General features: G+C 71.7%; 20 protein-coding genes. 2 read left to right on the plus strand and 18 right to left on the minus strand.

The features are described 5' to 3' along the window. Positions 1-11: 11 nt before the first annotated feature. The 9 genes from AC3D3D_RS07620 to AC3D3D_RS07660 form a co-directional block, all read right to left on the minus strand. On the minus strand, positions 12-1,145 hold the full coding sequence (locus tag AC3D3D_RS07620; protein WP_463662704.1) for an XdhC family protein: 1,134 nt from the start codon (positions 1,143-1,145) through the stop codon (positions 12-14). A 44-nt stretch (positions 1,146-1,189) separates the two neighbouring features. Then, the gene (locus tag AC3D3D_RS07625) at positions 1,190-1,744 is read right to left on the minus strand and encodes a gamma carbonic anhydrase family protein (RefSeq protein WP_463662703.1); all 555 of its coding nucleotides are present in this window, start codon (positions 1,742-1,744) and stop codon (positions 1,190-1,192) included. Between the two features lie 86 nt (positions 1,745-1,830). Then, on the minus strand, positions 1,831-3,252 hold the full coding sequence (locus AC3D3D_RS07630) for a sodium:solute symporter family protein (RefSeq protein WP_463662702.1): 1,422 nt from the start codon (positions 3,250-3,252) through the stop codon (positions 1,831-1,833). Positions 3,253-3,431: 179 nt separating this feature from the next. After that, a complete protein-coding gene (locus tag AC3D3D_RS07635; RefSeq protein ID WP_488511837.1) occupies positions 3,432-4,724 on the minus strand; it encodes a benzoate/H(+) symporter BenE family transporter in 1,293 nt (430 codons plus the stop codon). After that, positions 4,721-6,304 carry a class I adenylate-forming enzyme family protein gene (locus tag AC3D3D_RS07640; protein ID WP_463662700.1) on the minus strand — a complete coding sequence of 528 codons (1,584 nt, stop codon included), beginning with the start codon at positions 6,302-6,304 and terminating at the stop codon, positions 4,721-4,723. The genes AC3D3D_RS07635 and AC3D3D_RS07640 overlap by 4 nt, the downstream gene beginning before the upstream one ends. A gap of 3 nt (positions 6,305-6,307) precedes the next feature. Next, positions 6,308-7,573, minus strand: coding sequence for a xanthine dehydrogenase family Fe-S subunit (locus AC3D3D_RS07645; RefSeq protein WP_463662699.1), 1,266 nt, complete (start codon positions 7,571-7,573; stop codon positions 6,308-6,310). Further along, entirely contained in the window at positions 7,570-8,472 is a 903-nt protein-coding gene (locus AC3D3D_RS07650) for an FAD binding domain-containing protein (RefSeq protein ID WP_463662698.1), read from the minus strand. The genes AC3D3D_RS07645 and AC3D3D_RS07650 overlap by 4 nt, the downstream gene beginning before the upstream one ends. Before the next feature lies 1 nt (position 8,473). Then, positions 8,474-9,253, minus strand: a complete 780-nt coding sequence (locus AC3D3D_RS07655) for an enoyl-CoA hydratase/isomerase family protein (RefSeq protein WP_463662697.1) — start codon at positions 9,251-9,253, stop codon at positions 8,474-8,476. A gap of 29 nt (positions 9,254-9,282) precedes the next feature. Continuing rightward, on the minus strand, positions 9,283-11,721 hold the full coding sequence (locus AC3D3D_RS07660) for a xanthine dehydrogenase family protein molybdopterin-binding subunit (RefSeq protein WP_463662696.1): 2,439 nt from the start codon (positions 11,719-11,721) through the stop codon (positions 9,283-9,285). 76 nt (positions 11,722-11,797) lie between these two features. Here AC3D3D_RS07660 and AC3D3D_RS07665 point away from each other — a divergent pair, with 76 nt between their 5' ends. Together AC3D3D_RS07665 and AC3D3D_RS07670 are read left to right on the plus strand one after the other, a co-directional pair. Beyond that, positions 11,798-12,421, plus strand: a complete 624-nt coding sequence (locus AC3D3D_RS07665; protein WP_463662695.1) for a PadR family transcriptional regulator — start codon at positions 11,798-11,800, stop codon at positions 12,419-12,421. Next, complete coding sequence (locus AC3D3D_RS07670; protein WP_488511838.1) at positions 12,418-13,170, plus strand: alpha/beta fold hydrolase; 753 nt, start codon at positions 12,418-12,420, stop codon at positions 13,168-13,170. Before AC3D3D_RS07665 ends, AC3D3D_RS07670 begins: the two co-directional genes overlap by 4 nt. 27 nt (positions 13,171-13,197) lie before the next feature. Here AC3D3D_RS07670 and AC3D3D_RS07675 read toward each other — a convergent pair whose 3' ends face one another. From AC3D3D_RS07675 to AC3D3D_RS07715, 9 genes are all read right to left on the minus strand, one after another. Further along, entirely contained in the window at positions 13,198-13,824 is a 627-nt protein-coding gene (locus AC3D3D_RS07675; protein ID WP_463662693.1) for a UbiX family flavin prenyltransferase, read from the minus strand. A 10-nt stretch (positions 13,825-13,834) separates the two neighbouring features. Then, complete coding sequence (locus tag AC3D3D_RS07680; RefSeq protein ID WP_463662692.1) at positions 13,835-15,241, minus strand: UbiD family decarboxylase; 1,407 nt, start codon at positions 15,239-15,241, stop codon at positions 13,835-13,837. Between the two features lie 17 nt (positions 15,242-15,258). Next, positions 15,259-16,632 (minus strand): aldehyde dehydrogenase family protein, encoded by a 1,374-nt coding sequence (locus tag AC3D3D_RS07685; protein ID WP_463662691.1) that lies wholly within the window; start codon positions 16,630-16,632, stop codon positions 15,259-15,261. Further along, positions 16,629-17,402, minus strand: coding sequence for an SDR family oxidoreductase (locus tag AC3D3D_RS07690; protein WP_463662690.1), 774 nt, complete (start codon positions 17,400-17,402; stop codon positions 16,629-16,631). Before AC3D3D_RS07690 ends, AC3D3D_RS07685 begins: the two co-directional genes overlap by 4 nt. A 37-nt stretch (positions 17,403-17,439) precedes the next feature. Then, positions 17,440-18,408, minus strand: coding sequence for an ABC transporter substrate-binding protein (locus tag AC3D3D_RS07695; RefSeq protein WP_463662689.1), 969 nt, complete (start codon positions 18,406-18,408; stop codon positions 17,440-17,442). A 279-nt stretch (positions 18,409-18,687) separates the two neighbouring features. Then, the gene (locus AC3D3D_RS07700) at positions 18,688-19,782 is read right to left on the minus strand and encodes an XdhC family protein (protein ID WP_463662688.1); all 1,095 of its coding nucleotides are present in this window, start codon (positions 19,780-19,782) and stop codon (positions 18,688-18,690) included. After that, a complete protein-coding gene (locus tag AC3D3D_RS07705; RefSeq protein ID WP_463662687.1) occupies positions 19,779-21,011 on the minus strand; it encodes a vWA domain-containing protein in 1,233 nt (410 codons plus the stop codon). The genes AC3D3D_RS07700 and AC3D3D_RS07705 overlap by 4 nt, the downstream gene beginning before the upstream one ends. Further along, a complete protein-coding gene (locus tag AC3D3D_RS07710; RefSeq protein WP_463662686.1) occupies positions 21,008-21,925 on the minus strand; it encodes an AAA family ATPase in 918 nt (305 codons plus the stop codon). Before AC3D3D_RS07710 ends, AC3D3D_RS07705 begins: the two co-directional genes overlap by 4 nt. After that, positions 21,922-24,552, minus strand: a complete 2,631-nt coding sequence (locus AC3D3D_RS07715) for an MFS transporter (RefSeq protein WP_463662685.1) — start codon at positions 24,550-24,552, stop codon at positions 21,922-21,924. Before AC3D3D_RS07715 ends, AC3D3D_RS07710 begins: the two co-directional genes overlap by 4 nt. Positions 24,553-24,709 lie beyond the last annotated feature (157 nt).

The following is a 24,709-nucleotide window of genomic DNA, read 5'->3' on the forward strand; positions in this document are numbered from 1 at the left end:
GGCCGGTGCGGTCAGCGCCGCACCGGCTCGGCCACGCCGTGGATCGGTGAGCTGAGCCGGGTGAGCGGTGCACCGGAGCCGCCCCAGCGGGTGGCGACGATCTCGGCGGCGATCGCCACCGCCGTCTCCTCCGGGGTCCGGCCGCCGAGGTCGAGCCCGATCGGCGAGCGCAGGCGGGCCAGCGACTCCTCGGGCACGCCCTCCTCGCGCAGCCGGGCCAGTCGGTCGTCATGGGTGCGCCGGCTGCCCATCGCCCCGACGTAGGCCGCCGGGGTGGACAACGCTTCGACGAGCAGGGGGACGTCGAACTTCGGGTCGTGCGTGAGGACGCACAGCACGGTGCGCTCGTCGACCTCGCGCCCGGCCAGGTAGTCGTGCGGCCATTGCACGACGATCTCGTCGGCCTCCGGGAACCGGGCTCGCGTGGCGAAGACCGGACGCGCGTCGCACAGGGTGACGTGGAAGCCGAGGAACTTGCCCACCTTGACCACGGCGGCGGCGAAGTCGATCGCGCCGAAGACGATCATCTCCGGCGCCGGCGCGAAGGACTCGACGAAGACGGTCACCTCCGACATGCGATGCTCGCCCTGCCGACCCAGGTGCAGCTTCCCGTTGCGCCCCTGGGAGAGATACCCCTGGGCGAGCTCGACGACGGAGTGGGCGAGCCCGGGTGTGGCCGCCCCGCCCGGGACCCCGTCGGCGCGTGCCACGGAGTCGGGGGTGACGACGACGCGGGACCCCACCAGGGAGCCGCCCTCGACGACGGTCGCGACGGCGATCGGCCGGCGCTCCTGCTCGGCCTCGGCCACGACGAGCAGGTCCGGAAACGTCTCGGCGGTGACGAGCTCGACGAAGATCTCGATCGTCCCCCCGCACGTCAGGCCCACGGAGAAGGCGTCCCCGTCGGCGACACCGTAGGACTCCCGGACGGGCTCACCGGTGGCGAGCACCTGCTCGGCCAGGTCGTGGACCGCGCCCTCGACACAGCCGCCGGACACGCTGCCGACGACCTCCCCGTGCTCGGAGACGGCCATCGACGCACCCGGCGTACGGGGCGAGGAGCTCCAGGTCTCGACGACGGTGGCCAGCGCGAAGCGGGTGCCGGCCCGGTACCAGTCGGTGAGCTCAGGAAGGATGTCCCGCAACGATCACACCTCCATGTGGACCACGTTCCGACCAGACCTGCATCCTAGCTGCCGACGGCCGCGCGGTGCCGAACCGACAGCTCGAGGTAGGTCTCCGCGTTCTCGCGGATCGCGTCGACCTCCTCGTCGGTGGTCTGCCGGCGGACCTTCCCGGGCACCCCGGCGACCAGCGAGCGCGGCGGGATCTCGGTCCCCTCGAGCACCACGGTGCCAGCAGCCACCAGGCTGCCGGCACCGATGCGCGCGCCGGAGAGCACGACGGCGCCCATCCCGATGAGCACGTCGTCCTCGACGGTGCAGGCGTGCAGCACCGCGTTGTGGCCGACCGAGACGCCCTCGCCGATGACGGTGGCGAGCCCGGCGGCCACGTGCACGCTCGTGTTGTCCTGCAGGTTGCTGCGCGCACCGAGGTGGATCCGCTGCCCGTCCATGTCGGCACGGACGACCGCGCCGTACCAGACGCTGGAGCGCTCGCCGAGCTCGACGGCGCCGACGACGGTGGCGCCGGGTGCCACGAAGGCGTCGTCGGCGATCGTCGGTGCGCCGCCATTGGGCAGCGCGATGATGTGGGCGGCGGTGCGGTCGGTTGGGTTCGACATGGGGTCCTCCTCGGGCAGCGGCGGTCGGGGGTGACGTCAACGCACAGGCAACGGCACGAGCATGACAAACAGATCGTCGGCGCGCGTCATCCGCTCCGCTCCGCCGACACCGACGACGGATCGTCCGCGCGGTGCGAGCTGCCGGTACGACGCCCGGTCACCCCGGCCACCGCCATGACGACCATAGGGACGAGAATGGCGACGTACGCGTTGTCGATTCCCCACGGGTCACCGAGCAGGAACCACGCAACCGTGGCAACCAACGAGGCGATGATCGCGACGAGGGCTCCGTTCCTTGACCCGAACCGGGGGGCGTAGAACATCAGGAGGACAAGGACGGCCAGGGTCGAGCGGAGCGCCTTACCCAGGAAGGTCACCGCGAGCACGTCGCTCGCGTAGAGGGCAAGCACCATCGGGAGCAGCCCGACGACGACAGTCGCGCAACGGATGAACACGACGTCCTTCTTCGGATCCTGGTCCTTGTTGAGGATCGGGCGGTAGAAGTCCTTGAGCAGGAGCGTCGAGACCGAGAGGATGATCGCACTCGCCGTCCCCAGGAGTGCCGCCAGCAGCCCGGCGATGACGATGCCGGCACTGAGCGCATCCATGTTGACGACCACCATCGGCAGGGCCTGGAGCGACTCGATCTCAGGGAACAGCACCCGTGCACACATCCCGGCCACCGCCGCGCAGATCCCGTACGGGATGAGCATGAGCGAGGCATACACGCTGGAGGCGCGCGCCTTCTTCTCATCGGACACCGACGAGATGGCCTGGATGATGTACTGGGTGGCAAAGGTCGCCCCGGCGCCTGCGATCAACCACGCAAAGATCTGTCCCAGGCCCACGCCTGCGACGTCGAAGAACTGATCGGGCACTGCCTCCCTCAGCGACGCCCACCCACCGATGCTCCGGAGGGGCAGGACGGCGGCGATGACGATGCCCGACAGCATGACGATCGAGTGCAGCAGGTTGGTGTAGACGACCGACCGCATCCCGCCCACCACGACGTAGAGCACCGCCAGCACACCTGTGATCGCGGTCGCGATGGTCCTGTCGATCCCGAGCAGACTGGTGAACACCGCACTTCCGCTGGCGAAGACTGCCACCGCGACGGTCATCAGAGCCACGATCATGATGACCGAGGTGGCGACCCTCACCCGTTCGCCGTAGCCCTGTCGGAGCACACCGGAGATCGTGTTCTGTCCCAGCCGCTTGTACCTGGCGGCGAGGAAGAATGAGAACAGGACGAACCCGACCCCCAACGCGACCAGGTTCCACGCCGCTGAGATGCCGTATTCATAGGCCCCCTGCGCAGTTCCCATGCTCGCACTGGTGCCGATGAACTCCGACGCCATGAGGACGCCGATGAGGATGGCGGGGAACGTCTTCCCACCCGTGGTGAAGCTCTCTGCGTCCCGAGACGCACGCCTCACCGCGAAACTGATGATGACCGTGACTGCGATGTACAGCGCCGCGATCCCGAGCACTACTGTCTGAAAGTTCATGTCTCCCCCTGGTCAGCCCCCTGCCCCCCGTTGGTCAGAAGGTGCCTCGTCGGAACGTGCGCGTGACGTTCGTCAGCCACGCCGGTCGGGTCGAAGATCAGTTCCTGCGCCAGCGACCGTGATGCCGCCAGGATCCAGGCTCGTCGAGTTCTTTGACGTACGGCACAGGTACTGGCCGGCTACGCCGTCTGCTCCTCCCGGCTGTGGAAGTCCCGCGGCTCGAGGATCAGCGACGTGACCACTCCGCCCACAAGCGCCCAGAACGGCGCCGAGATGTGCAGGATCGTCACTCCGCTCATGGCGATGACGAGCGCGACCAGCGCACCGACCTGGAAGCGCCTCTCCCGAAAGCTCGACTGGAAGGCCTGCAGCAGGACACCGATCATCGCGAGGCCGGCAACAGCTGCGGTCAGCTCCGGGGGGAGCGTGCCGACGATCGCCACGGCGACGCTGGCGAAGATCCCGAAAGCCATGAAGAGCACGCCGTTGACGACGGTTGCGGCATACCTACCGTTCTTGTCAGCGCCGGCCTGCTCGGAGGAGCAGATCGCGGTCATCGGTCCGGCGATGTTCGCGTTGTGGCCGCCGAAGAGCGGGGCGAGGAGGCCGCCGACGCCGCTGATGATCGTCATCGAGTTGAACGGCGGACGGTAGCGCTCGACCATGAGCACCCCCATCGACTGGGCGTTCTCCGCCCCGATGACCAGCAGGGCGAGGGGGACACCGACGGCGAGGATCGCGCTCAGATCGAACGAGGGCATGACCAGCTCGGGCGCCGTGAGCGCGAGGTTGCTCTCGAGCGGTGAGAAGGAGCCGGTGGCTGCCGCGGCGATCGCGCCCGCGACCAGTGCTCCCACGACTCCCGGTACGGCCTTGATGAACCGCGAGAGCAGCAGGTAACCGACGATCGCGGCACCGACGACGATCGGCAGCGACACCGCCGCATCGACGACCCCGGTGCCGAACCGGATGAGGGCTCCCGCGATCATGGCCATGACGATGGGGAACGGCAGCCAGGTGGCGACCTTCCGCACGAGGCCGGTGAGCCCGATGACCAGGACGATGACGCCGGCCGCGAGGAAGGCACCGACCATCTGTGAGAACTCGTACTCCGCGAGGGCGGCGACGACGAGTACCGCGCCCGGGATGCTGAAGGCGCCGGTGATCGGCAGCTTGTAGTACAGCGCCATGACGAACGAGATGAGGCCGCCGAACACGTAGATGCCGAAGATCCACGAGGAGATCACGACATCGGAGAGTCCGTTCGCCTGGGCACCGTTGATGACGATGAGCGCGGGGCCCGTACAGCCGAAGATGGCCGCGATGATGCCCGCGCCGATCGTCGAGATGTTGAGGTGGCCCGGCAGGTCGCGCAGGCCTGACCTGAAGCCGGGGCCGCCCTCGACGAAGCGCCGCTCGACGACGGTGGGCTCGGGAATCTGTTCGTGCTCCTGGCCGCGGATCGTCATCATTGGCTCGATCCGGTCGGGGCCGGCCCACCGGCCGCTGAGGTTCGGAGGGTGTAGTCGCCCGAGACGAGCTTGCGCCGCAGGATCTTCCCGACCGGGCTCTTCGGGATCGCGGAGATGACGAGGACCTTCTTGGGCCGCTTGTACTGCGACAGGGGCGCCTCGTTGCGGCTCCACTCCTGCAGCTCGGCGGCGAAGGCGGCGGGGTCGACGTCGTCCCTGGCGGGCACGACGAAGGCCGTGACGGCCTGCCCCCACTTCTCGTCCTTGAGCCCGACGACGGCGACCTCGGCGACGTCGGGGTGCCGGGACAGGACGTCCTCGACCTCGATGGGGTGCACGTTCTCCCCGCCGGTGATGATCATGTCGTCGACGCGACCGTCGACCCACAGGTCGCCGTCGGCGTCGATGTGCCCGAGGTCGCCGGTGTGGTACCAGCGACCGCGGATGGCCTTGGCGTCGGCGTCGGGCCGCTTCCAATAGCCCTGGAAGGCCTCGTCGGAGTCGAGGGAGACCACGATCTCCCCGACGACGTCGGTGGGCAGGTTCTCGTGGGTGTCGGTCGAGGTGGGGTCGACGACGCGCAGCCGGGAGTACAGGCCGGGACGGCCGGCGCTGCCGGGCTTGCGCGAGGCGTTCTCCTCGATGGCGAAGGTGTAGACCTCGCTCGAGCCGTAGTGGTTGACGAACCTCTCGGGCCGGATCGCCGCCTCGAGCTCCTCGCACAGGGTGGAGGTCATGGCCGCGCCGGCGAAGGCGAGCTTGCGTACCGAGCGGCCCACGCGCTCGAGCTCGCCGGTCCGGGCCAGCGCCCAGTAGGCAGTGGGCACGAGGTAGAGGGCGGAGATCTGCTCGCGCTCGATGAGCTCGATCGCCTCGGGGGCCTTGTAGACGGGCTGCTCGACGAACTTGCCGCCGACGATAAGCATCGACTGCAGGGAGCGCAGGCCCATGGTGTGGTACATCGGCATCGCGCCGAGCGTGGATTCCCGGTAGCCGTAGCCGCACTGCATGACATGGGCGGCCGAGGCGGCGAACTCGTTGCGCTGGGTGCGCGGGACGCCCTTGGGCTTGCCGGTGGTGCCCGAGGTGTAGAGCATGACCGCCGGGTCGTCCTCGGTCACCGTGATGCCGGGGGCCTCCACGGAGGCGGCCGCGACGACCGTCTCGAAGTCCTGGGCCCCCTCGAGCGGCTGGGCGCCGGCGTGCAGGAGGACCGGGTCGACCGGCGCCATGCCCAGCGCCTCGGCGGCTACCTCACGGGCGAGGTCGTCGGTGACCACGACGGTGGGCTCGGCGTCGGCGATGCAGTAGGCCAGCTCGGGTCCCGAGAGGCGGATGTTGAGCGGCGTGGACAGCACCCCGAGCTTCTGCAACGCGAGATGGGTGGAGGCCATGACCTCCGAGTTCGACAGGAACATCGCCACCCGGTCACCGGGCGTGACACCCAGTCCCAGCATCGCCTGGGCGATCTGGTTGGTGCGTTCGTCCCACTGCCGGTAGGTCATGGTCCTCGAGCCTGCGAACGCCGGGCGGTCGGGGAAGCGTTCAGCGGTCCAGGCGAGCGTGCGTCCGATCTCCATCGATCAGTTCCTCCTCGTGACTCGGTCGATGACCCCACGCAGGCGCGTGGCGGTGAGCTGGGTGACCATGGACAGCGCGCTCGGCGGGGCCGAGGTGACGGGCTCCTCGCCGCGGGCGGTGGCGTCGAGGGCGCCGGTGAACTGGCCGAACATCTCCCGGCTGACGTCGCCCGCCAGGGAGCGACCGAACTGGGCGATGCGCCCGGTCATGTGCAGGCTCGCCTCGGCGTGCACGTGGCTGCCGGCTCCTCCGCCCGCACCCGGTGTGACCGTCAGCTGCACCTCGGCCTGGACGTTGCCGCCACCGGCGTCAGCGGCCTGCGCGAGCGCCACGATCCGGCGCCGCTCCTCGTCGCGCTCGACGACGTGGATGTCGCCGACGAAGGCGAGCTTGACCGGGCCGAGCGCGACCCGGATCCGGCCCTTGTACCGGTCGTCGCCGTAGTCGGCGACGAGCTCGGCACCGGGCAGGCAGCGGGCGAGCCGCTCCGTGTCGGCCATGACCTCCCACAGGGCCTCGGGCGCGGCGGCGACGTCGTCGTCGACCTCGATGGCGACCGTGGGCTCGGTGTGTGGCATGCGGATCTCGGCGACCCCGCCGTCGTCGTCCCCGGCCCCGGCCGCGCCCTCAGCGGCGCGGCCACCCAGGTTGTCGCGGCGCAGCAGGGCGCCCGAGGCGCAGTTGTGCGGGGCGGGGACTCCGTCGGGGTGGTCCTCGGCCACCTCGGCGACCGCGTCCATGATGTTGCGGTAGCCGGTGCAGCGGCACAGGACGCCGGACATCTTCTCCGGGAGCTCCTCGCGGGCCACGCCCGGCTCGTGGTCGAGGAGGTCGTAGGCGCTCATCAGCTGGCCCGGTGTGCAGAACCCGCACTGCAGGGCGTGGTGCCTGCCGAAGGACTCCTGCAGCGGGTGCAGGTCGTCGGGGCGGCCGAGGCCCTCGACGGTCATGATCTCGGCGCCCTCGAGCTGGCAGGCCAGCAGCAGGCAGGCGCGGGCGGCGTCGCCGTCGACGATCACCGTGCACATCCCGCACACCCCGTGCTCGCAGCCGAGGTGCGTGCCGGTCAGGCCCAGGTGGTCGCGTAGGGCGTCGGAGAGGGTGACGCGCGGGGCGACGTCGACGGTGGCGGGGCGCCCGTTGACGGTGAAGGAGACCGTCATCGTCTCCTCGGCGCCGATCCGCAGGGTCTGCCCCTGCTCGGCGGGCGGCTCGGCACGGCCGGTGAGCCGGCCGAGCGGTCGGGTCAGTGCGCGCAGCGCGTTCATGCGGCGGTGCTCCTCACGGCCGAGGTGTAGGCGCGGGCGAGCTCGCGCGCGCCGAGCGTGCGGACCAGGCGACGCCGGTAGGCGGGCGATCCGCTGGGGTCGCCGCCGGTGGTGACGACCTCATGGGCGACGGCGTCGACGACCTCGGTCAACCGGTCGGTGAGGTCGCCGGTCGAGCCGTCCCCGGCCGCCACCGCGGCGGCGAGCTCGGGGCCGACCTCCGTGCGCCGGGGCCGGTCGGCGACGCCGAGGACGGTCACCTGCGCGTCGCGCACCGCCCCGGCCCGGGTCCGCACGCGGACCGCGACACCGGCCAGCGCGAAGTCGCCGTGCCGGCGGGCCACCTCGGCGAAGCCGAAGCCCTCCCCCGGGCCGGGGAGCGGCATGCGCACCGAGGTGAGGACCTCGGTCGGCCCCAGCGCGGTGGTCATCGCCCCGCGGAAGAAGTCCGCGGCGGCCACCTGGCGGCGACCCTCCGGGCCGGCGACGTCGAGCGTGGCGTCCAGGGCCACGGCGACGGCCGGCAGCTCGGAGGCGGGGTCGGCGTGCGCGAGGGACCCGCAGACGGTGCCGCGGCTGCGGATCTCCCGGTGCCCGATCCAGGGCAGGGCCGCGCTGAGCAGCGGCACCGTGGCGCGGTGCTCGCGCTCGACGCGTCGCTGCCGCACGGCGGCGCCGATGCGCAGCGCGCCCTCGCTGACGCCCACCTGGGCGAGCTCGGGCACCTGCGTGACGTCCACGAGGGTCGCGGGCCGGCCCAGCCGCATGGCCAGGACGGGGACCAGGGACTGTCCGCCCGCGATGACCTTGCCGCCGCCGTCGGCGTCCGCTGCGACGAGCTCGGCGACGACGTCCCCGAGCCTGGTCGGTCGGACGTACGCGAAGGGGGCGGCCTTCACGTCAGCGGCCCTCGAAGCGCGGGGCGCGCTTCTCGCCGAAGGCGGCGACGCCCTCGGCGAAGTCGTGAGTGGCGCGCAGCATGGAGTAGGACTTGCGCTCGAGCTCGACGCCGGTGGCCAGGGGGCCGTCGACCCCGCGGTCGAGGACCTCCTTGGCGGTGCGCAGCGCGACCGGCGAGTACCCGAGCAGGGTGGTCACGAGGCGCTCGACCTCGGCGTCGAGCCCGGCGCGGTCCTCGGCGACGGAGGCCAGCAGGCCCCAGTCGAGGCCCTGCTGGGCGGAGATCCGCTCGGCGGTGAGCACGTGGTACTTCGCCCGCGAGAGGCCGACGAGGCGGGCCAGGCGCTGCGTGCCGCCGCTGCCGGGCATCATGCCCAGGCGCATCTCGGGCAGGGCGAACTGCGAGCGCGCCGTGGCGATGCGGATGTCGGCGGACAGGGCCAGCTCGAAGCCGACCCCGAAGCAGTAGCCGTCGACGGCGGTGATGACCGGCTTGGGCGAGCGGGCCGGGGCCGTGATGTCCTGACCGAGGTCGGTGAGGTCGAAGGGCTCGACCTCCATGAACCCGGCGATGTCGCCGCCGGAGGTGAAGTGCTCGCCCTCGCCGCGGATGACGACGACCGCGACATCGGAGTCAGCGTCGATCTCGGCGAACCGCTCCGCCATGAGGGCGCGCGTCTCCATCGTGATGATGTTGAACCGGCCGTGGTCGAGGGTGAGGGTGGCGACGCGGCCGTCGTGGCTGCGCTCGAGTCGGATGTCTCCGCCGGTGAGGGGCATGGTCTCTCGTCTCTCGTGTCTCGAGGTGGTCAGGGGGTGTGCAGCAGGTCGTGGATGACGTTGCCGTGCAGGGGCAGGCGGGTGATCTCGACGTCGTGGGCGGACAGGGCGTCCTCGACGGCGTTGGCCACCGCGACGGGGAAGCTCATCGAGGAGCCCTCGCCCGAGCCCTTGGCGCCGAGCCGGGTCACCGGTGAGGGCGAGACGATGCGGTTGCCGACGAGCTCGAACATGGACTCTGCCGAGGTCGGGACGAGGTAGTCCATGAAGGAGGCGGTGGGCTGGCCCGACTCGGTGTAGGCCATCTCCTCGTACAGAGCGCCGCCGAGGCCGTGCACGATCGCGCCGTGCACCTGGCCCTCGATGAGCTGGGGGTTGAGCACGGTGCCGGCGTCGTGCACGCCGGTCACCTTCTCGATCGTGATCTCGTAGGTGTCGGGGTCGATGCGCACCTGGACGAGCTCGGCGACGAACCCGTAGCACAGCGAGGAGTTGACCTGGTCGGTGCGCGAGGGCGCCTTGGCCTCCGGCGGGGTGAAGGCAGCCTCGGCGTAGAGGTTGGCCTCCACGCCGTCGGGCAGCGCGCCCGGGTCCCAGTGCACGACACCGGCCGCGTGGCGGAACTTCACCGAGCGCTCCGGCTCGGCGGCCACCCGCACGAGCCCGTCGACCAGCTCGAGCTCGTCGGGCTCGGCCTGGAGCAGCACGCCGGCCGCGACCTTGATCGAGGCGGCGATCCGGTCGGTCGCCTCGACGATCGCCGAGGTCAGCAGCGGGGAGAAGCGGGAGGAGTAGCTGCCCGAGGTCACCGTCCACGGGGTGGTGGCGGTGTCCATGTCCACGGTGGGCACCACCTGCTCGAGCGGCAGGCCGAGCTGGTCGGCCACGACCTGGCGGGCCACCGTGGCGTGCCCCTGCCCCTGGGGGACGGTGCCGAGGAGGACCGAGACGACGCCATAGGGGTCGACCGTGACCCGCACGTGCTCCGTGGAGCCGGACTTGTCCCGCCCCGGCGGTCGGTCCTCCTTGGGCGTGGCCAGGCCGACGTAGCCGATGTTGGTCGCCGAGGGCTCCACGACGACGGCGATCCCCGCGCCGACGAGCTCACCGCGCGCGCGGGCCTCGGCCTGCTGCTCGCGCAGCCGGGCGTAGTCGGTGGACTCGACGAGGAGCTCGACGGCGCGCTCGTAGTCCCCGGAGTCGTAGATGCCGCCGGTGGGGGTGGCGTAGGGGAAGGAGCCGGTGCGCACGAGGTTGCGGCGCCGCAGCTCGAGGGGGTCGACCTCGAGGGTGGCGGCGATCTTGTCCATGATGCGTTCGAGGCCGAAGTAGAGCTGCTGGCCGCCGAAGCCGCGGTTGAGCCCGGTGGGCGCCTTGTTGGTGACGATCGCGCGCGAGCGCAGCCGCACGGCGTCGATCCGGTAGGCGCCGGTGATGTTGCCGAAGCAGCGGTAGAGCGTGGCGGGCTCTGGCGGGCGCAGGTAGGCGCCGACGTTCTCGGCGAAGTCGACGTCGAGCGCGCTGACGGTGCCGTCCGCCTCGACAGCGGCGGTGAAGCGCATGAGCCGGTCGGAGCCGGCCGAGCTGGCCAGGAGGTGCTCGACGCGGTCCTCGGTCCAGCGCACGGGCCGACCGGCATGCCGGCTGGCGAGCGCCATGAGGGCGATGTAGGGGTAGATGCCGGCCTTGATCCCGAAGCTGCCGCCGTTGTCCTGCGGGACGATGAGCCGCAGCTGGGCCGGGGTGACGCCGAGCGCTCCCGTGAGGACGGGGACCATGGAGAACGGGCCGTGGAAGTTCGAGTAGGCCGTCACGTGGGGGCCGTCGGCCTCGTCGCGCCATTCGGCGACCACCGAGTAGCACTCCATGGGGGTCGAGGAGTAGCGCGGGAAGCTGTACTCGCCGGTGACGACGTGGGCGGCGGAGGCGAAGGCGTCGTTGACCTCGCCGAAGAGGAACTCGCGGTCGCTGGCCACGTTGGTCCCGGCGTCCTCGTGCAGGAGCGGGGCGTCGGGCTCGATGGCGCGGGCCGTGTCGACGACCGCCGGCAGCAGCTCGTAGTCGACCGACACCAGCTCGGCGGCGTCCTCGGCGGTGTAACGGTCGGTGGCCACGACGACGGCGACAGGCTCACCGACGAAGCGCACCTTGTCCGTCCCGGTCGGGTAGTACGGCATGGGCGCCCGCAGGGTGAGCGGGAAGGGCCGCAGGGTCTCCAGGACCTCGTCGGGGCCGATCACGGCGGCGACGCCGGGGTGGGCGCGGGCCCGCTCGAGGTCGACGGAGACGATGCGCGCGTGAGGGTGCGGGCTGCGCACGACGGCCGCGACCAGGGTGCCCGGCAGCGGGTCGAGGTCGTCGAGGAACCGGCCGCGGCCGGTGAGCAGCGCGGGGTCTTCGATCCGTGCGAGGGGCTGCCCGACGTACCGCTCGCGGCGTGGCTCGACTGCGCCCACCTCGACCTCCACCTCATCATGGTCCGACGACGATCGTTCGTTTCATACGATCTGGATCAGAGCTAGACCTTAATGTAGCGTCGGGTTCGTGTCAAAGTTACGCCTCTCGACGACGTCCTACGTGGTGCTCGGACTCATCGGGCTGCGTGGACCGTCGACCTCCTACGACCTCAAGCGGGCCGTCGGCCGCTCGGTCGGGTTCTTCTGGCCCTTCCCCCACGCCCAGCTCTACTCCGAGCCCCGGCGGCTCGTCGAGGCGGGCCTGCTCGAGGTCGACACCGAGGACGGGGGGCGCCGGCGGCAGACCTTCTCGCTGACCTCCGCCGGGCGTGGGGCGCTGACCGCCTGGCTCGCCGCGCCGGAGCACGACCCCATGCAGATCCGTGACATCGCCCAGCTCAAGCTGTTCCTCTCCGAGCTCGGCACGGACGAGGACCTGCTCGCCCTCGCGCGCGAGCAGGTCCGCCAGCACACCGAGCGGCTGGCGGTCTACGACGACATGTCGGAGCGCTTCACCGGCGACCCCCGCATCGCTCCCCGTCTGCTCCCGCTGCGCCTGGGCCAGCGCATCGAGCACACGTCCCTGGAGTACTGGACCGAGCTCATCGACGAGGTCGAGGAGCGGATCGCCGCCGAGAAGAGCGGTGACGGCCCGTCGGGCACCGCCGACGACAGCGGCACCGGCGCGACCGGGGTCGCCGCGTCGTGGTGAGCGGACAGCTGCACGTCGAGGTCGACGGCACCGGCCCCCGGGTGGTGCTGCTGCACTGCGACGCCGCCACCGGGAGCGGCGGTTTCCGTATGCAGGCCCCGTTGGCGCACCGGTGGACGCTGGTGGTCCCCGACCGTCCCGGGTACGGCGGCAGCCCGCGGGTGCGGGTCGACTTCGAGGCCGAGGCCCCGGGATACGTCCCGCTCCTCGGCGAGGGCGCCCACCTGGTGGGGCACTCCAACGGGGGCGTGGCCGCGATGCACGTGGCCGCAGCGGCCCCGCACCTGGTGCGGTCCCTCACGCTGGTCGAGCCGCCGGCCTTCGGGCTGAGCGAGGAGCCCGCGGTCCGCGAGGTGCGGGGCCGCCTCGAGCAGCTGTGGGACGCCGCCCTCGAGGACCCCTTCGAGTTCTGGCACCGCTTCTCGACGACCATCGGCGAGCGCCCCTGGCCGCGGCGCCCCCTCCCGGCCGCGCTCGAGGACGGCGTGCGCGCGGTGATGACCTCGCGCGGCCCCTGGGAGGCGCGGCCCGACCTCGAGGCGATCGCGGCGGCCGGGACCCCGGTGCTCGTCATCTCCGGAGGGCACCTCGACGCCTTCGAGATCGTCGCCGACACCATCGCCCGCCGCACGGGCGGTGATCGGGTCGTCCTGCCCGGCCGGGCCCACATGGTGCCGCTGCTCGGGCAGCCGTTCAACGCCGTCGTCGAGGAGCACTGGCGAAGCGCCGAGACGACGCGCGCCGCGTAGGCGGGCGTGGCCTGCGAGCCGAGGTGGTCAGCGCGGCCCGTCGACGTGCCTGCGAGCGCGCGCGCCCTCGCCGGCGGACATCCCCGGCCAGCGATGTGCCAGACCGGACTCGATGTCGAACAGGTCGAGGACCCGCCCGACGGTGTGGTCGACGATGTCCTGCACCGAGGTCGGGTGCGTGTAGAGCGCCGGTACCGGCGGGGCGATGATCGCCCCCAGCTCACTGAGGTCGGCCATGCTGCGCAGGTGGTTCCGGTGCAGCGGGGTCTCCCGCACCATGAGGACGAGGCGCCGCCGCTCCTTGAGCTGGACGTCGGCGGCCCGAGCGACCAGCGTCGAGGTCATGCCCGAGGCGATCTCGGACATCGACTTCACGGAGCAGGGCGCCACGACCATCCCCATGGTCCGGAACGAGCCGCTGGCGATCGTCGCGCCGATGTCGTGGTTGGGGTGGACGACGTCGGCCAGCGCCTCGACCTCGGCGGGGACCATACCGGTCTCCTGCGCGAGCGTGAGGCGTCCAGCCTTGCTGAGGATCAGGTGCGTCTCGATCGGCGTGTCACGCAGGACCTCGAGGATCCGGGTGCCGTAGGCGGCCCCGGAGGCCCCGGTGATCCCGACGATCAACCGCGGTGTCACGTCCGTCAGGTCCATCTCGTGCTCCTCACCGGTCCGCCACGGCCGAACGCCAGTCTCTCCCGGCGGTGACGACCTCGTCCAGGTCGACCTCCGCCTCCCCCGGTACACGGATCCGCAGATACTTCATCTTGGGCGACCCGACCGGGACGGTGGCGTCGAAGCCCAGCTTGTCACCCACACCGCCGTCCGTCGAGGGGTCGAGCTTCGACCCCTGCGACGCAGTGACCGTGACGAGGTCACGCCCGGCCTGGAACCGTGTGGCGACGGCCCACTCGACCTCACGCGGGTCGTGGACGTCCACGTCGGTGTCGACGACCGTGACGTGCTTGATGTCGTAGTGGGTGGCCAGCGCCCCCAGGATGACGTTCTTCGCCTCGCCCGGCTGGGGATCGCTCACCTGGACGTACAGGTGGTAGCGGCCGACGCCGCCGAGCGACAGGTGGACGTCACGCACGCACGGGAAGCTGCGACGCAGGTGGGAGAGGAACGAGGCCTCCCGCGGGATGGCGCCCAGCAGCAGGTGCTCGAGGCCACCACCGACGATCGTGTGGAAGAGCGGGTCCCTGCGGTGGGTGACACGATCGACCTGGATGACGTGCCGCTCGGCCCGTTCGCCGTAGTACTGGGGAAACTCGCCGAACGGCCCTTCGGGCTCCCGCCGGTTGGCGATCAACCGGCCCTCGATGACGATCTCCGCATCCGCCGGCACCCGCACCTCGTTCGTCCGGCAGCGCGCCACCCGCAGCGGCGCCCCACGAAGCGCCCCGGAGATCTCCAGCTCGTCCTGCCCCAGCGGCACGATCGCCTGCGAGGACATCAGGGTGAGCGGGTCGACCCCGACGACGACGGCGATCTCGAGGTCCTCGTCGCCGCCCTCCCGCTCGTCGAAGAACCTCATCGTGTGCCGGGGCAGCAGCAGCGCCCCGAGCGTGTCTGGACCGCTCACCTGGAGCCGGTGGATCGAGACGTTCTGCTCACCGGTCGACGGTCGACGCGAGATGAGCAGGCCTGCCGTGATGTAGCTTCCGCTGTCGTGCTCGTTGTGGGTCGGGATCGGGAGCAACGAGGTCAGATCGACCTCCGTGTGCTCGACCTCCTGGACGGGTGCGTCGTCGGTCTCCTCCCACGGGATCGGGTCGAGGCACGCGGCCTCGAACGTACCGACGAGCTCGTCCTCGGTAACCCCTGCGGCCTCGGCCATCCAGGACCGGCGGGAGAGCAGGCCGGAGATCACGGTGCCCGCGTGACCGGACGGGTGCGGGAACACCGAAGCAGTGGTGCCGTCGAGCCGGTTGGCCACCGCCGCCACCCCGAACCTCAGGTCGAGACCGTCCCGGGTGACGCTCAGCCGTCCGGTGGTGGCCAGTCGGTCGAGCCACCCGCGAAGGTCCGCGCCGGGTGCGGGAGCGAGTTCGTCAGTTGCCTGTGCCATGCGGGAGTTCCTCCACGTCAGTCGAGTGTCAGGTGCACGTGCTTGAGCTCGGTGAACTGCTCGATGCCCTCGACGCCGCGGGTACGCCCGAGGCCCGACATCCGGTGCCCGCCGGACGGCGCCTCGGCGTAGGAGCGGTTGTAGCCGTTGACCCATACCGTTCCTGCCCGCACCCCCTTGGCGATCGCCAGGGCGGATCCGACGTCGCGGCTCCACACCGAGGAGGCCAGGCCGAAGGGCGTCGCGTTGACGAGGTCGAGCGCATCGTTCTCGTCGCGGTAGGTCTCGAGCGAGAGCACCGGGCCGAAGATGTCGTCCTGGACGAGCGCCGAGGTCGGGTCGGCCCCGGTGACCACGCTGGGCGTGAGGAAGTAACCCCGGGTGCCTTCGGGCTGCACGCGTGAACCACCGACGAGGACCTGCGCGTCGCGGTGCGCGAGGTCGATGTACGAACTCACCTTGTCGAACGCCGTCTCGGAGATGAGCGGGCCGAGGTCCGCAGCCGGGTCCCGTGGGTCAGCGACGGTCATTCCGCCCACGACATCGACGAGCAGGCGCTGCGCGTGACCCAGCTGGTCCTGATGCACGAGCACGCGCGTGCAGGCCATGCACATCTGCCCCGCCGTCGTGACCGAGGCGCGGGCAGCCGTGGTCAGCGCCCTGTCCAGGTCTCCGTCGGGCAGGACGAGCATCGATGCTTTCCCGCCGAGCTCGAGCAGCGGTCGGGTCATGGTCTCCGCACAGTCCCTCAGCACGGCCTGTCCCGCCGTGGTGGAGCCTGTGATCGCCACGGAGGCCGTCCCGGGGTGGCGCACGAGCGCGGACCCGGTGGCGGCCCCGCCCGGCAGGACCTGAAGGACGTCCCTGTCGATGCCCGACTCGTGCCCGAGCTCGATGACCCGCACGGTGACGGGGTGGGTCTGGGGACTCGGCTTGACGATGGCGGTGACGCCGGCGGCGAAGGCCGGGGCGAGGTCACGCAGCAGCAGCAGGACCGGCCAGTTCCACGGTGTGATGAAGACCGTGGGGCCGACCGGCTCCCGGACCAGGTGCGACCCGCTCCCGTCCGAGAGCGCTCCCGCCCGGCCGAGGGGAAGTCGGGCGAGCCCTGCGTTGAAGCGCAGCGCGTCGACACTGCCCGCGATCTCGGCGCGCGCCTCGGGGACGACCTTCCCCGTCTCGCGGACGAGCTGGTCGACAAGTCCGTCGGTCTCGGCCTCGAGCCTGTCGGCCCAGCGCAGCAGGACGGACGCCCGACTCTTGTGGTCGACGGGCCAGGAGCCGCCGAACGCGCCGAGTGACGTCGCGACAGCCTCCTCGATCTCGGCGGCGGTGGCCTCGCCGGGGACGTCGAGCACATCCTGGCTGACCGGGAGCAGCACCGCGCTCATGCAAAGACTCCGCCGCCGTCGACGATGACGGTCTGCCCGGTGACGAAACCTGCGTTCGGACCGCTCAACCACATGACGGCGCCGACGAGGTCCTCGGGGACCATGGCGCGTGGCACCGACCGGGTCGTGGCGACCCGGGCGAGGTACTCGTCGGTGTTGACGGCTCGCGATCCGGCGTCGTCCACGAGACCGGGAGACACCGCGTTGACGGTCGTCCCGGCGGCGCCCAGCTCGCGTGCGGCGGCGCGGGTGAGGCCTTCGACGGCGGCCTTGGACGCGACGTAGTGCGCGAAACCCGCGGCGCCCATGCGGGTGACCGTCGACGCGACGTTGACGATCCTCCCGCCCCCGCCGTCGGCGAGGACCGGCGCCGCGGCCCGGATCATCTGCCAGGAGCCCACGACGTTGACGCGCAGGACCAGGTCCCACTCGTCCTCGGTCAGCTCGAGGAGCGAGCGCTTCCGTCCGAGACCGTGGTAGACCGCGGCATTGTTGACGAGCGCGTCGAGGCGGCCGTGACGGCTGCGGGCCTCGTCGACCGCGGCGTCGGCGTCGGAGCGGTCGGTGATGTCGCCGGCGACGAACGTCGCTGAGCCCGGGCCCGACCCGGTGACCTCGTCGACGAGCGTGCGCGCCCGGTCGCCGACCGACGGGAGGTCCATCGCGACGACATCGGCACCGGCGGCGACGAACGCCCGGAGGTAGGCCTGTCCAATGTCGCCGACGACGCCGGTGAGCAGGACCGATCGCCCCTCGTGCTCTGCAGTCATGTGCTGCCCTTCCATTGTTGTGGACCGTGCCGGACGGTCAGTGGATGAGGCTCTCGGGGTCGGCCTCCTGCGTGAGGAGTCCGTGCTCGTGAGCAAGGTCCGCAAGGGTCTGGATCGAGTCCATGGAGAACTCCGCGGGCCAGCGCGGCAGGACGAGCTCGGCCCGTACCTCTGGGGCGATCTCGGTGAACTCGGTGAGCACCTCGCGAGCCGCGTCCGGGTTCTCCTCGGCGAACTGCAAGGACTCCTGCATCGCTGCCTGGAAGGCGTCGGTCACCTCAGGTTCGGTGCTCGCGTACTGCTCCGACGCGAAGTACGCAGCGACCATCAGCTCGGGGTGCACCTCCGCGTACGGGTGCGCGATCGGCGTGGCGTCCTGCTCGAGCAGCATGGTCTTGAAGGGGTCGAGCACCCAGGCCGCGTCGACGCGCCCCTCGGTCAGCGCAGCCGGCATGTCGGGGAACCCGAGCTCGACGAACTCGACGGCGTCCGGGTCCCCGCCGTCGGCCTCGACGACCGCTCGTACCGTCGTGTCACCGATGTTGTTGAGCGTGTTGACCGCGACCGTGCGCCCCTCGAGGTCTGCGGGACTCTCGATGTCCGAGTCGGGCATGACCATGACCGCGCTGAAGTCCTCCTCCACGTCACCCGTGGTTGACGCCGCCGGCGCCACCCAGGTGACGCCCAGCTCCTGGTCGGCGGCCACGAGCAGCGAGGTCGTGTTGGAGAAGCCGAACTGGATCTCGCCGCTGAGCACGGCGGGGATGACGGCGGCGCCACCCTGGAGCACCTGGATCTCGACGTCGAGACCGTGCTCCTCGAATATTCCCTCCTGGACGCCGAGCCACGCCGGAGCGGTGTCGCCGATGGGGATCACTCCGAGCGTGATGGGAGTCAGCCCGTCCTCTCCCTCGCCCGACGAACCGTCGTCGCCCCCTCCCCCGCATGCCGCCAGGACCAGGGAACCGGCGAGGAGGGCACAACCTGCGGTCAGTTTCCGACTCATCAGCTGCTCGATTCTTCGTTGAACGGCACGGCTTCTCCCGGACCACCTGCTGAGGCGTGCAGGGCACATGTCCGGCGCGAGGACCTCTTGGTCCGTCTCGGACCATATTGGATGGACTGTCAGAGGTCCGTCAAGTCCCCGAGGTGTGCGCGCCGAGCCGGGGCGCGTGACGTTCCCGGGCGCACATCAGCACCGGAGTCGGGAAAGTCGCACGAGCCGCAGCTCGTGCTCGCCCGCACGGCGCCCAGGATGCGGTGGAGACGGGAACGCGCGTCCCGCTCAGAGGTGGATCGGCGTGGCCGTCTCGCTCAGGGGCCGCCCCGTGCCGCCCCAGCGGGTCGCGACGATCTCCGCCGCGATCGCCACGGCGGTCTCCTCGGGCGTGCGCCCACCCAGGTCGAGCCCGATCGGCGAGGACAGCCGCGCGAACTCCTGCTCCGAGATCCCCTCCTCCCGCAACCGGGCCAGCCGGTCCTCATGGGTGCGCCGACTGCCCATGGCCCCGATGTATCCCGCCGGGGTGGACAGCGCCTCGACCAGCAGCGGGACGTCGAACTTCGGGTCGTGCGTGAGCACGCAGATCACCGTGCGCTCGTCGACCTCACGCCCTGCCAGGTAGTCGTGCGGCCACGCCACCACCACCTCGTCCGCGTCCGGGAACCGCGCGGGGGTGGCGAACACCGGCCGCGCGTCGCACAGGGTGACATGGAACCCGAGGAACTTACCCACCCGCACCACCGCGCCGGCGAAGTCGATCGCCCCGAACACGATCATCTCCGGCGTCGGCGCGAAGGACTCGACGAACACCGTCACGTCCTCCATGCGGTGCTGCCCCTCGCTGCCGAGGTGGAGCACGCCGTTGCGCCCGTGGGACAGCAGCCCGTCCGCGAGCTCGCCCACGCTGTGCGTGAGCGCAGAACCTCCCGCACTGCCGGCCCACACACCGTCGAGACGGACCATCCGCCGACCCACCACGCCCTCGCCGTAGATGACCGTGGCGACCGCCGCGGGCTCGCGCTCCAGCGTCGCGGCACGCACCGCCACCAGCTCGGGGAACGACTCGGGGGTGACGGCCTCGACGAACACCTCGATCGTCCCGCCGCAGGTCAGACCGACGCTGAAGGCATCCCCGTCAGAGACACCGTAGGTCTCACCGGCCGGTTCACCGGTGGTGAGCACCCGCTGGGCAAGGTCGTACACCGCGCCCTCGACGCAACCGCCGGAGACGCTGCCGATCACCTCGCCCGCCTCCGAGACCGCCATCGAGGCGCCCGACCCCCGAGGCGAGGAGCTCCACGTGCGCACCACGGTCGCGAGCGCGAACCGCGTGCCCGCCGCCTGCCAGGCCACCAGGTCGTCAAGGATGTCCCTCACGCCGCCACCCCCGTCCCGCCCCGACCCGCCAGGACGGGTACGAGGTCCTCGAGCGCCGCGATGCTGTGGCCGGAGCGGAAGTCGTCGACGTGCGGCAGGGCCGCCGCCATCCCCCGGGCCAGCGGCTGGTAGCGCGGGTCGGCCTTGAGCGGGTTGAGCCAGACAAGCGTGTGCGCGAGCCGCCGGATCCTGGCCACGGCCGCGCCGAGCTCGGCCGGGTCGTCGTGGTCGAGGCCGTCCGAGCACATCACGACGACGGCGCCACGTACCGCGTTCATCCCCCGCCCGTCATGCAGCAGCCGGCTGAGCGAGGTGGCCAGGCGCGTCCCACCGTCCCAGCCCGTGACGGCGGTACCGAGCCGTTCGAGCGCCCGGTCGGGCGAGTGCCCGCGCAGCTCGGCCGTCACCCGTTGCAGGCCGGTGCCGATCGTGAAGACCTCCACCGGCTCGCCCGTGCCCAGCAGGGCGTGGGCGAGCCGGAACACGCTGTCGCCGTAGGCGGACATCGACCCCGAGATGTCGACGAGGAAGGTGATCGGTCGGCGCTGCACCCGCCGACGTCGCCGTCGCAGGCGCAGCGGCTCCCCGTCCGTGGCCAGGAGGTGGCGCAGGGTGCCACGCATGTCGATGTAGGGGCCGGTGCGCGCGGCGTGTCGGCGCCGGCTCCTGCGCCGACGCAGCCGAGGGCGCAGGGCCTGGATGAGACGGGCGGCCTGCCGGCGCTCCTCCGCGGTCATCGCACCGAAGGAGCGGTTGCGCAGCTGCTCGACGTCACTGGCGACGACCCGCGCCGGCTCGGGAACCTCCTCCGCGTCCGTGGCCGCGGCCGACGGCGGTGGCGGACCGCCCGCACCGGGCGCCTCGACCTGGAGCTGGCGCTCCCGCTCGGCGCCGGTCGGGAGGTCCTCCATGTCGCCGGAGGCGATGAAGTACTCGGCGAAGGCCCGCTGGTAGGCCGGATATCCGCCGGGCTCGAGGACGAGCACCGCACGCCCGGCCCAGTACAGCTGCGGGAGCGAGAACCGGCCCAGCGCGTGCAGCGCCTCGCTGAGGGTGAGGAGCTGGGAGGTCCCGACCGGCACGCCGTGGCGGCGCAGGACCTCGGCGAACTCCACACAGGTCCGCTCGGTCGCCACCGGTCCGCCGCCCGCGAGATCGGCACCCGCCATGCCCGAGCCGTCCACGTCCGCACCCGCCGGGTCGCTGCCCGGCGGGCCCGCCGCGGTCACGTCGCCTCCGGCCCGGCGACCACGTCCTCGATCGCCTCGCGCACGACCTGCTGGTCGTCGGCATCCTTGACCAGCGCGGCCAGCGTGGCACGGGCGGTGCCGGCGTCCAGCGTCATCACGCCCAGCATGTGCAGGGCGCTCGCCCAGTCCAGCGACTCCCCCACGCCGGGCCGGTGCGCGAGGTCGAGCGCCCGGATCCGGGCGACGGATCCGCTGACGGCGCGGGCGAGGTCCTCGGGCACCTCCGGGGCGCGAAGCCGGAGGATCTCGGTCTCCTGCTCCGGGCCGGGGTGCTCGACCCAGCAGTAGAGGCACCGGCGTCGAACCGCGTTGTGCAGGTCGCGGGTCCGGTTCGAGGTGAGGATGACCAGGGGCGGCTGCGGGGCCTCGATACGGCCGACCTCGGGGATCGTCACGGCCAAGTCGGAGAGGAGCTCGAGCAGGAAGGCCTCGAACTCGTCGTCGGCCCGGTCGAGCTCGTCGACGAGCAGCACCGCACCCGAGCCCGCACGCAACGCCGCCAGGAGCGGACGGGCGAGCAGGAACTCCTCGGTGAAGACGTCACCGTGGCCGGTCCCCTCCCGCACGGCGAGGAGCTGGCGGGGGTAGTGCCAGTCGTAGAGGGCCTGGCTGGCGTCGATGCCCTCGTAGCACTGCAGCCGGACGAGATCGCGGCCGAGCAGCTCGGCGAGCGCCCGGGCGACCTCCGTCTTGCCGACGCCGTTCTCACCCTCGAGCAGGAGGGGGCGGCCCAGTCGCATGGCGAGGAACGCCGCCATGGCGAGGTCGTCGCCGGCGAGGTAGCCGACCGAGCACAGTCCCTCCTGCAGCTCGCGCGGTCCGGTCAACTCGGACGGTCGGGGCGCCCGGTGCTCGCCGGGCGCCCCGCCGTCCGTGTCGGTCGGACCGGTCACGCCTGGTCCTTGTCGGCCCGCCCCCGCTGGACGGCACCGACGATGGCCGCGGGCTTGATGGGCAGCTCGCGCACGCGCATGCCGTACTCGGCCAGCGCGTCGTCGATGGCCGCCGAGAGCACGCCGGGGGTCGCCATGCGCCCACCCTCGCCACCGCCCTTGATGCCGTACTCGGTGTACGGCGAGGGCGTCTCGACGTGGCCGAGCTTGACGTGGGGCACCTCGTGGGCCGTCGGCACAAGGAAGTCGCGGAAGGAGATCGCGCGGAACGTCCCGTCCTCGCCGTAGGGGAGCTCCTCGAGCAGGGCGGTCCCGATCCCCTGGGCGGTACCACCGACGACGTGACCGCCGAGGGTGACCGGGTTGACCACCGTGCCGGCGTCGTGGACCGCGGCGTAGTCGAGGATCGAGACGAGGCCGGTGTCGGGGTCGACCTCGACGACCGCGATGTGGCAGTTGTGCCCCATGATCGGGTAGAAGACACCCAGGTCGGAGCGGTCCGCCGAGGGCATCGTCGTCAACGGGTGGTCGTAGGTGTACTGCTCCTCGAGGCCGCTGGTCATGCCCGGGGGCAGGTTGAGCGCGAAGAAGTAGGCCGTGCCGGCGACGTCGGCCAGTCCCAGGCTGACGTCCGGCGCGCCCTTGACCTGGACGCGGGCGTCGACGATCTCCAGGTCCTCGGCCGGCACCTCGAGGGTGTGCGCGGCGATGTCGATGATCTTCTTCTGCAGCTTGCGGGCGGCCCCGCGGATGGCGCCGGCCACCATGACGGTGAAGCGGCTGCCGCCCGGACCGGTGCCCGGCAGGGCGTGCGCGGTGTCCTGGTAGGTGATGTTGACCGAGGCGGGGTCGACGCCGAACTCCTCGGCGACGACCATCGAGGCCACCGTCTCCGGGCTGTTGCCCCACATCGCCTGGGAGTGCAGCGCGACGTTGAACTGCCCGGTCGGGTCGACCGTGATCGTCGCGCTCTCCGGGCTGGAGGTGGGCGCGAAGCCTGGCTCGTCGAACCAGTACCAGAACTCCGTCGAGCTGAAGACGCTGCGCTCCTGGGTGGAGACCAGTCCGATGCCGATGTGGCGCCCATCCTCCTCGCGCAGGCGCACCTTCTCCTGGCGCCAGTGCTCGAGGTCGACCAGGCCCAGGGTCGTGTCGAGCACGGCCTCGTAGTCGCCGGAGTCGTAGAGGTTCCCGCCGGGGATGTGGTGCGGGAACTGCTCGGGCCGGATGAAGTTCTTCCGGCGGATGTCCTCGGGTCGCATGCCGGTCTCCTTGGCGGCGAGGTCGACCAGGCGCTCGAGCACCCAGTTCTGGACCTCGGAGCCGAAGCCGCGGTAGGCCCCCTGCTGGCACTTGTTCGTCACGACGGCCCGCAGGTGGTACTTCAGCTCACCGATGTTGTACGGACCCACGGACTGCGAGAGCGCGTTGCCGTGCGTGCCGACCCCGAACTGGAGGTAGGCGCCGTAGTCGTCGACGACGTCGATGTCGAGCGCCTGGAACGTCCCGTCGGCGGACAGCGCCAGCTTGGCCTCGTACCACCGGTCCGAGGCGTGGTGGTCGGAGTTCATCGTGTGGTCGAGCCGGTCCTCGATGTAGGAGACCGGCTCGCCCGTGCGCAGCGCCAGGAAGCCGGCGAGCGCCGCGGCGAACGGCAGGCCGCTCGCGACACCGAGGACGAGCGTCGCGGTCACGGCCACGGCCGGCGCGGAGGGGAAGGCGAGGACGAGGGTGCACAGCGCGCACACCAGCAGGGAGCCGACGACGACGAGCCGCGGGCTCACCGACGGCCGCGAGGTCAGCCACCCGCCGAACGGGCGGCTGACCAGGGTGGTGGCCAGGACGAGGGAGCCCATGATCGAGGCCGTACGAGCCTCGATCCCCCAGGTGGACCGGAGGATCTCCGCGGCCCAGTTCCCGAGCACCACGCCGAGCCCGAAGGTCGAGGCGTGCACCGCCGTGAAGCGACCGAGCTCAGGGTCGCGCAGGACGTGGGGGCGGGTGGCGTCGCGGACGGCGCGCTCGCGGCGCACGGGCGGCATCCCGCGGACCATCGTCCGCACCAGGGCGACGGCGGCCAGGGCCGGGACGATCGACGTCGCCCAGGCCGATCGCCAGCCGAGCACCGGTTCCAGGGCGGGGATGACGGCCACCCCGATCCCGCCGAAGCCGATGGCCATGCCGCCGAAGGCGCCCAGGCCGAGCTGACCGGTCCCCGAGCGCCGGGCGAGGTCGGCGCCGGCGACGAAGCCGACCGCGCTGCCCGCTCCGGCGAGGAGCCGGGCCACGAAGGCGACGGTGATCGAGGGGACGAGCAGCGCCGCGACGTAGGACAGCGCGGTCAACGACATCCCGGCCAGCGCCGTGCGCCGCACGCCCCATCGGTCGACCAGGGCGCCCGCGGGGAGCTGGAGGGCCGCATAGGTCACCGCGAACACGGTGGTGAGCAGGCCGATCGGCACGAGTGTCGTGCCGTAGGCCTCGGCGAGGCTGCTCGCACCACCACCGGCCGCCGTCAGCCCCCAGCCGGTGGTCCCGCCGAGGAGACCGGCCGGGAGCAGCAACCAGGCCTGGCGGTCGCGCCGCTCGCCGGTGCCCGTCGAGCTGTCCGTGGACCTGTCCGTCACCGTCGCCCTGCGCCCCCTCTGTCCGTCGCCCGTGCTGCGGGCCCAGTATGTGCGTCCGTCACGCCGGGGGCTGTGGTGCTCCGGCCAGTGATCCGCTCCGGCGCTGTCGCCGACCACCAGGCCCGGGGCGTCGGTGCGCCGGGACCGGGCGCCCCAC

Source organism: Georgenia sp. X1117, assembly GCF_057784635.1.

Bases quoted from the DNA above. Each gene is read 5' to 3' on its own strand.
- AC3D3D_RS07655 (WP_463662697.1), bottom strand. From the start codon at position 9,253: ATGCCCCTCACCGGCGGAGACATCCGACTCGAGCGCAGCCACGACGGC.
- AC3D3D_RS07675 (WP_463662693.1), bottom strand. From the start codon at position 13,824: ATGGACCTGACGGACGTGACACCGCGGTTGATCGTCGGGATCACCGGG.
- AC3D3D_RS07695 (WP_463662689.1), bottom strand. From the start codon at position 18,408: ATGAGTCGGAAACTGACCGCAGGTTGTGCCCTCCTCGCCGGTTCCCTG.
- AC3D3D_RS07640 (WP_463662700.1), bottom strand. From the start codon at position 6,304: ATGGAGATCGGACGCACGCTCGCCTGGACCGCTGAACGCTTCCCCGAC.
- AC3D3D_RS07690 (WP_463662690.1), bottom strand. From the start codon at position 17,402: ATGACTGCAGAGCACGAGGGGCGATCGGTCCTGCTCACCGGCGTCGTC.
- AC3D3D_RS07680 (WP_463662692.1), bottom strand. From the start codon at position 15,241: ATGGCACAGGCAACTGACGAACTCGCTCCCGCACCCGGCGCGGACCTT.
- AC3D3D_RS07625 (WP_463662703.1), bottom strand. From the start codon at position 1,744: ATGTCGAACCCAACCGACCGCACCGCCGCCCACATCATCGCGCTGCCC.
- AC3D3D_RS07630 (WP_463662702.1), bottom strand. From the start codon at position 3,252: ATGAACTTTCAGACAGTAGTGCTCGGGATCGCGGCGCTGTACATCGCA.
- AC3D3D_RS07685 (WP_463662691.1), bottom strand. From the start codon at position 16,632: ATGAGCGCGGTGCTGCTCCCGGTCAGCCAGGATGTGCTCGACGTCCCC.
- AC3D3D_RS07635 (WP_488511837.1), bottom strand. From the start codon at position 4,724: ATGATGACGATCCGCGGCCAGGAGCACGAACAGATTCCCGAGCCCACC.
- AC3D3D_RS07645 (WP_463662699.1), bottom strand. From the start codon at position 7,573: ATGAACGCGCTGCGCGCACTGACCCGACCGCTCGGCCGGCTCACCGGC.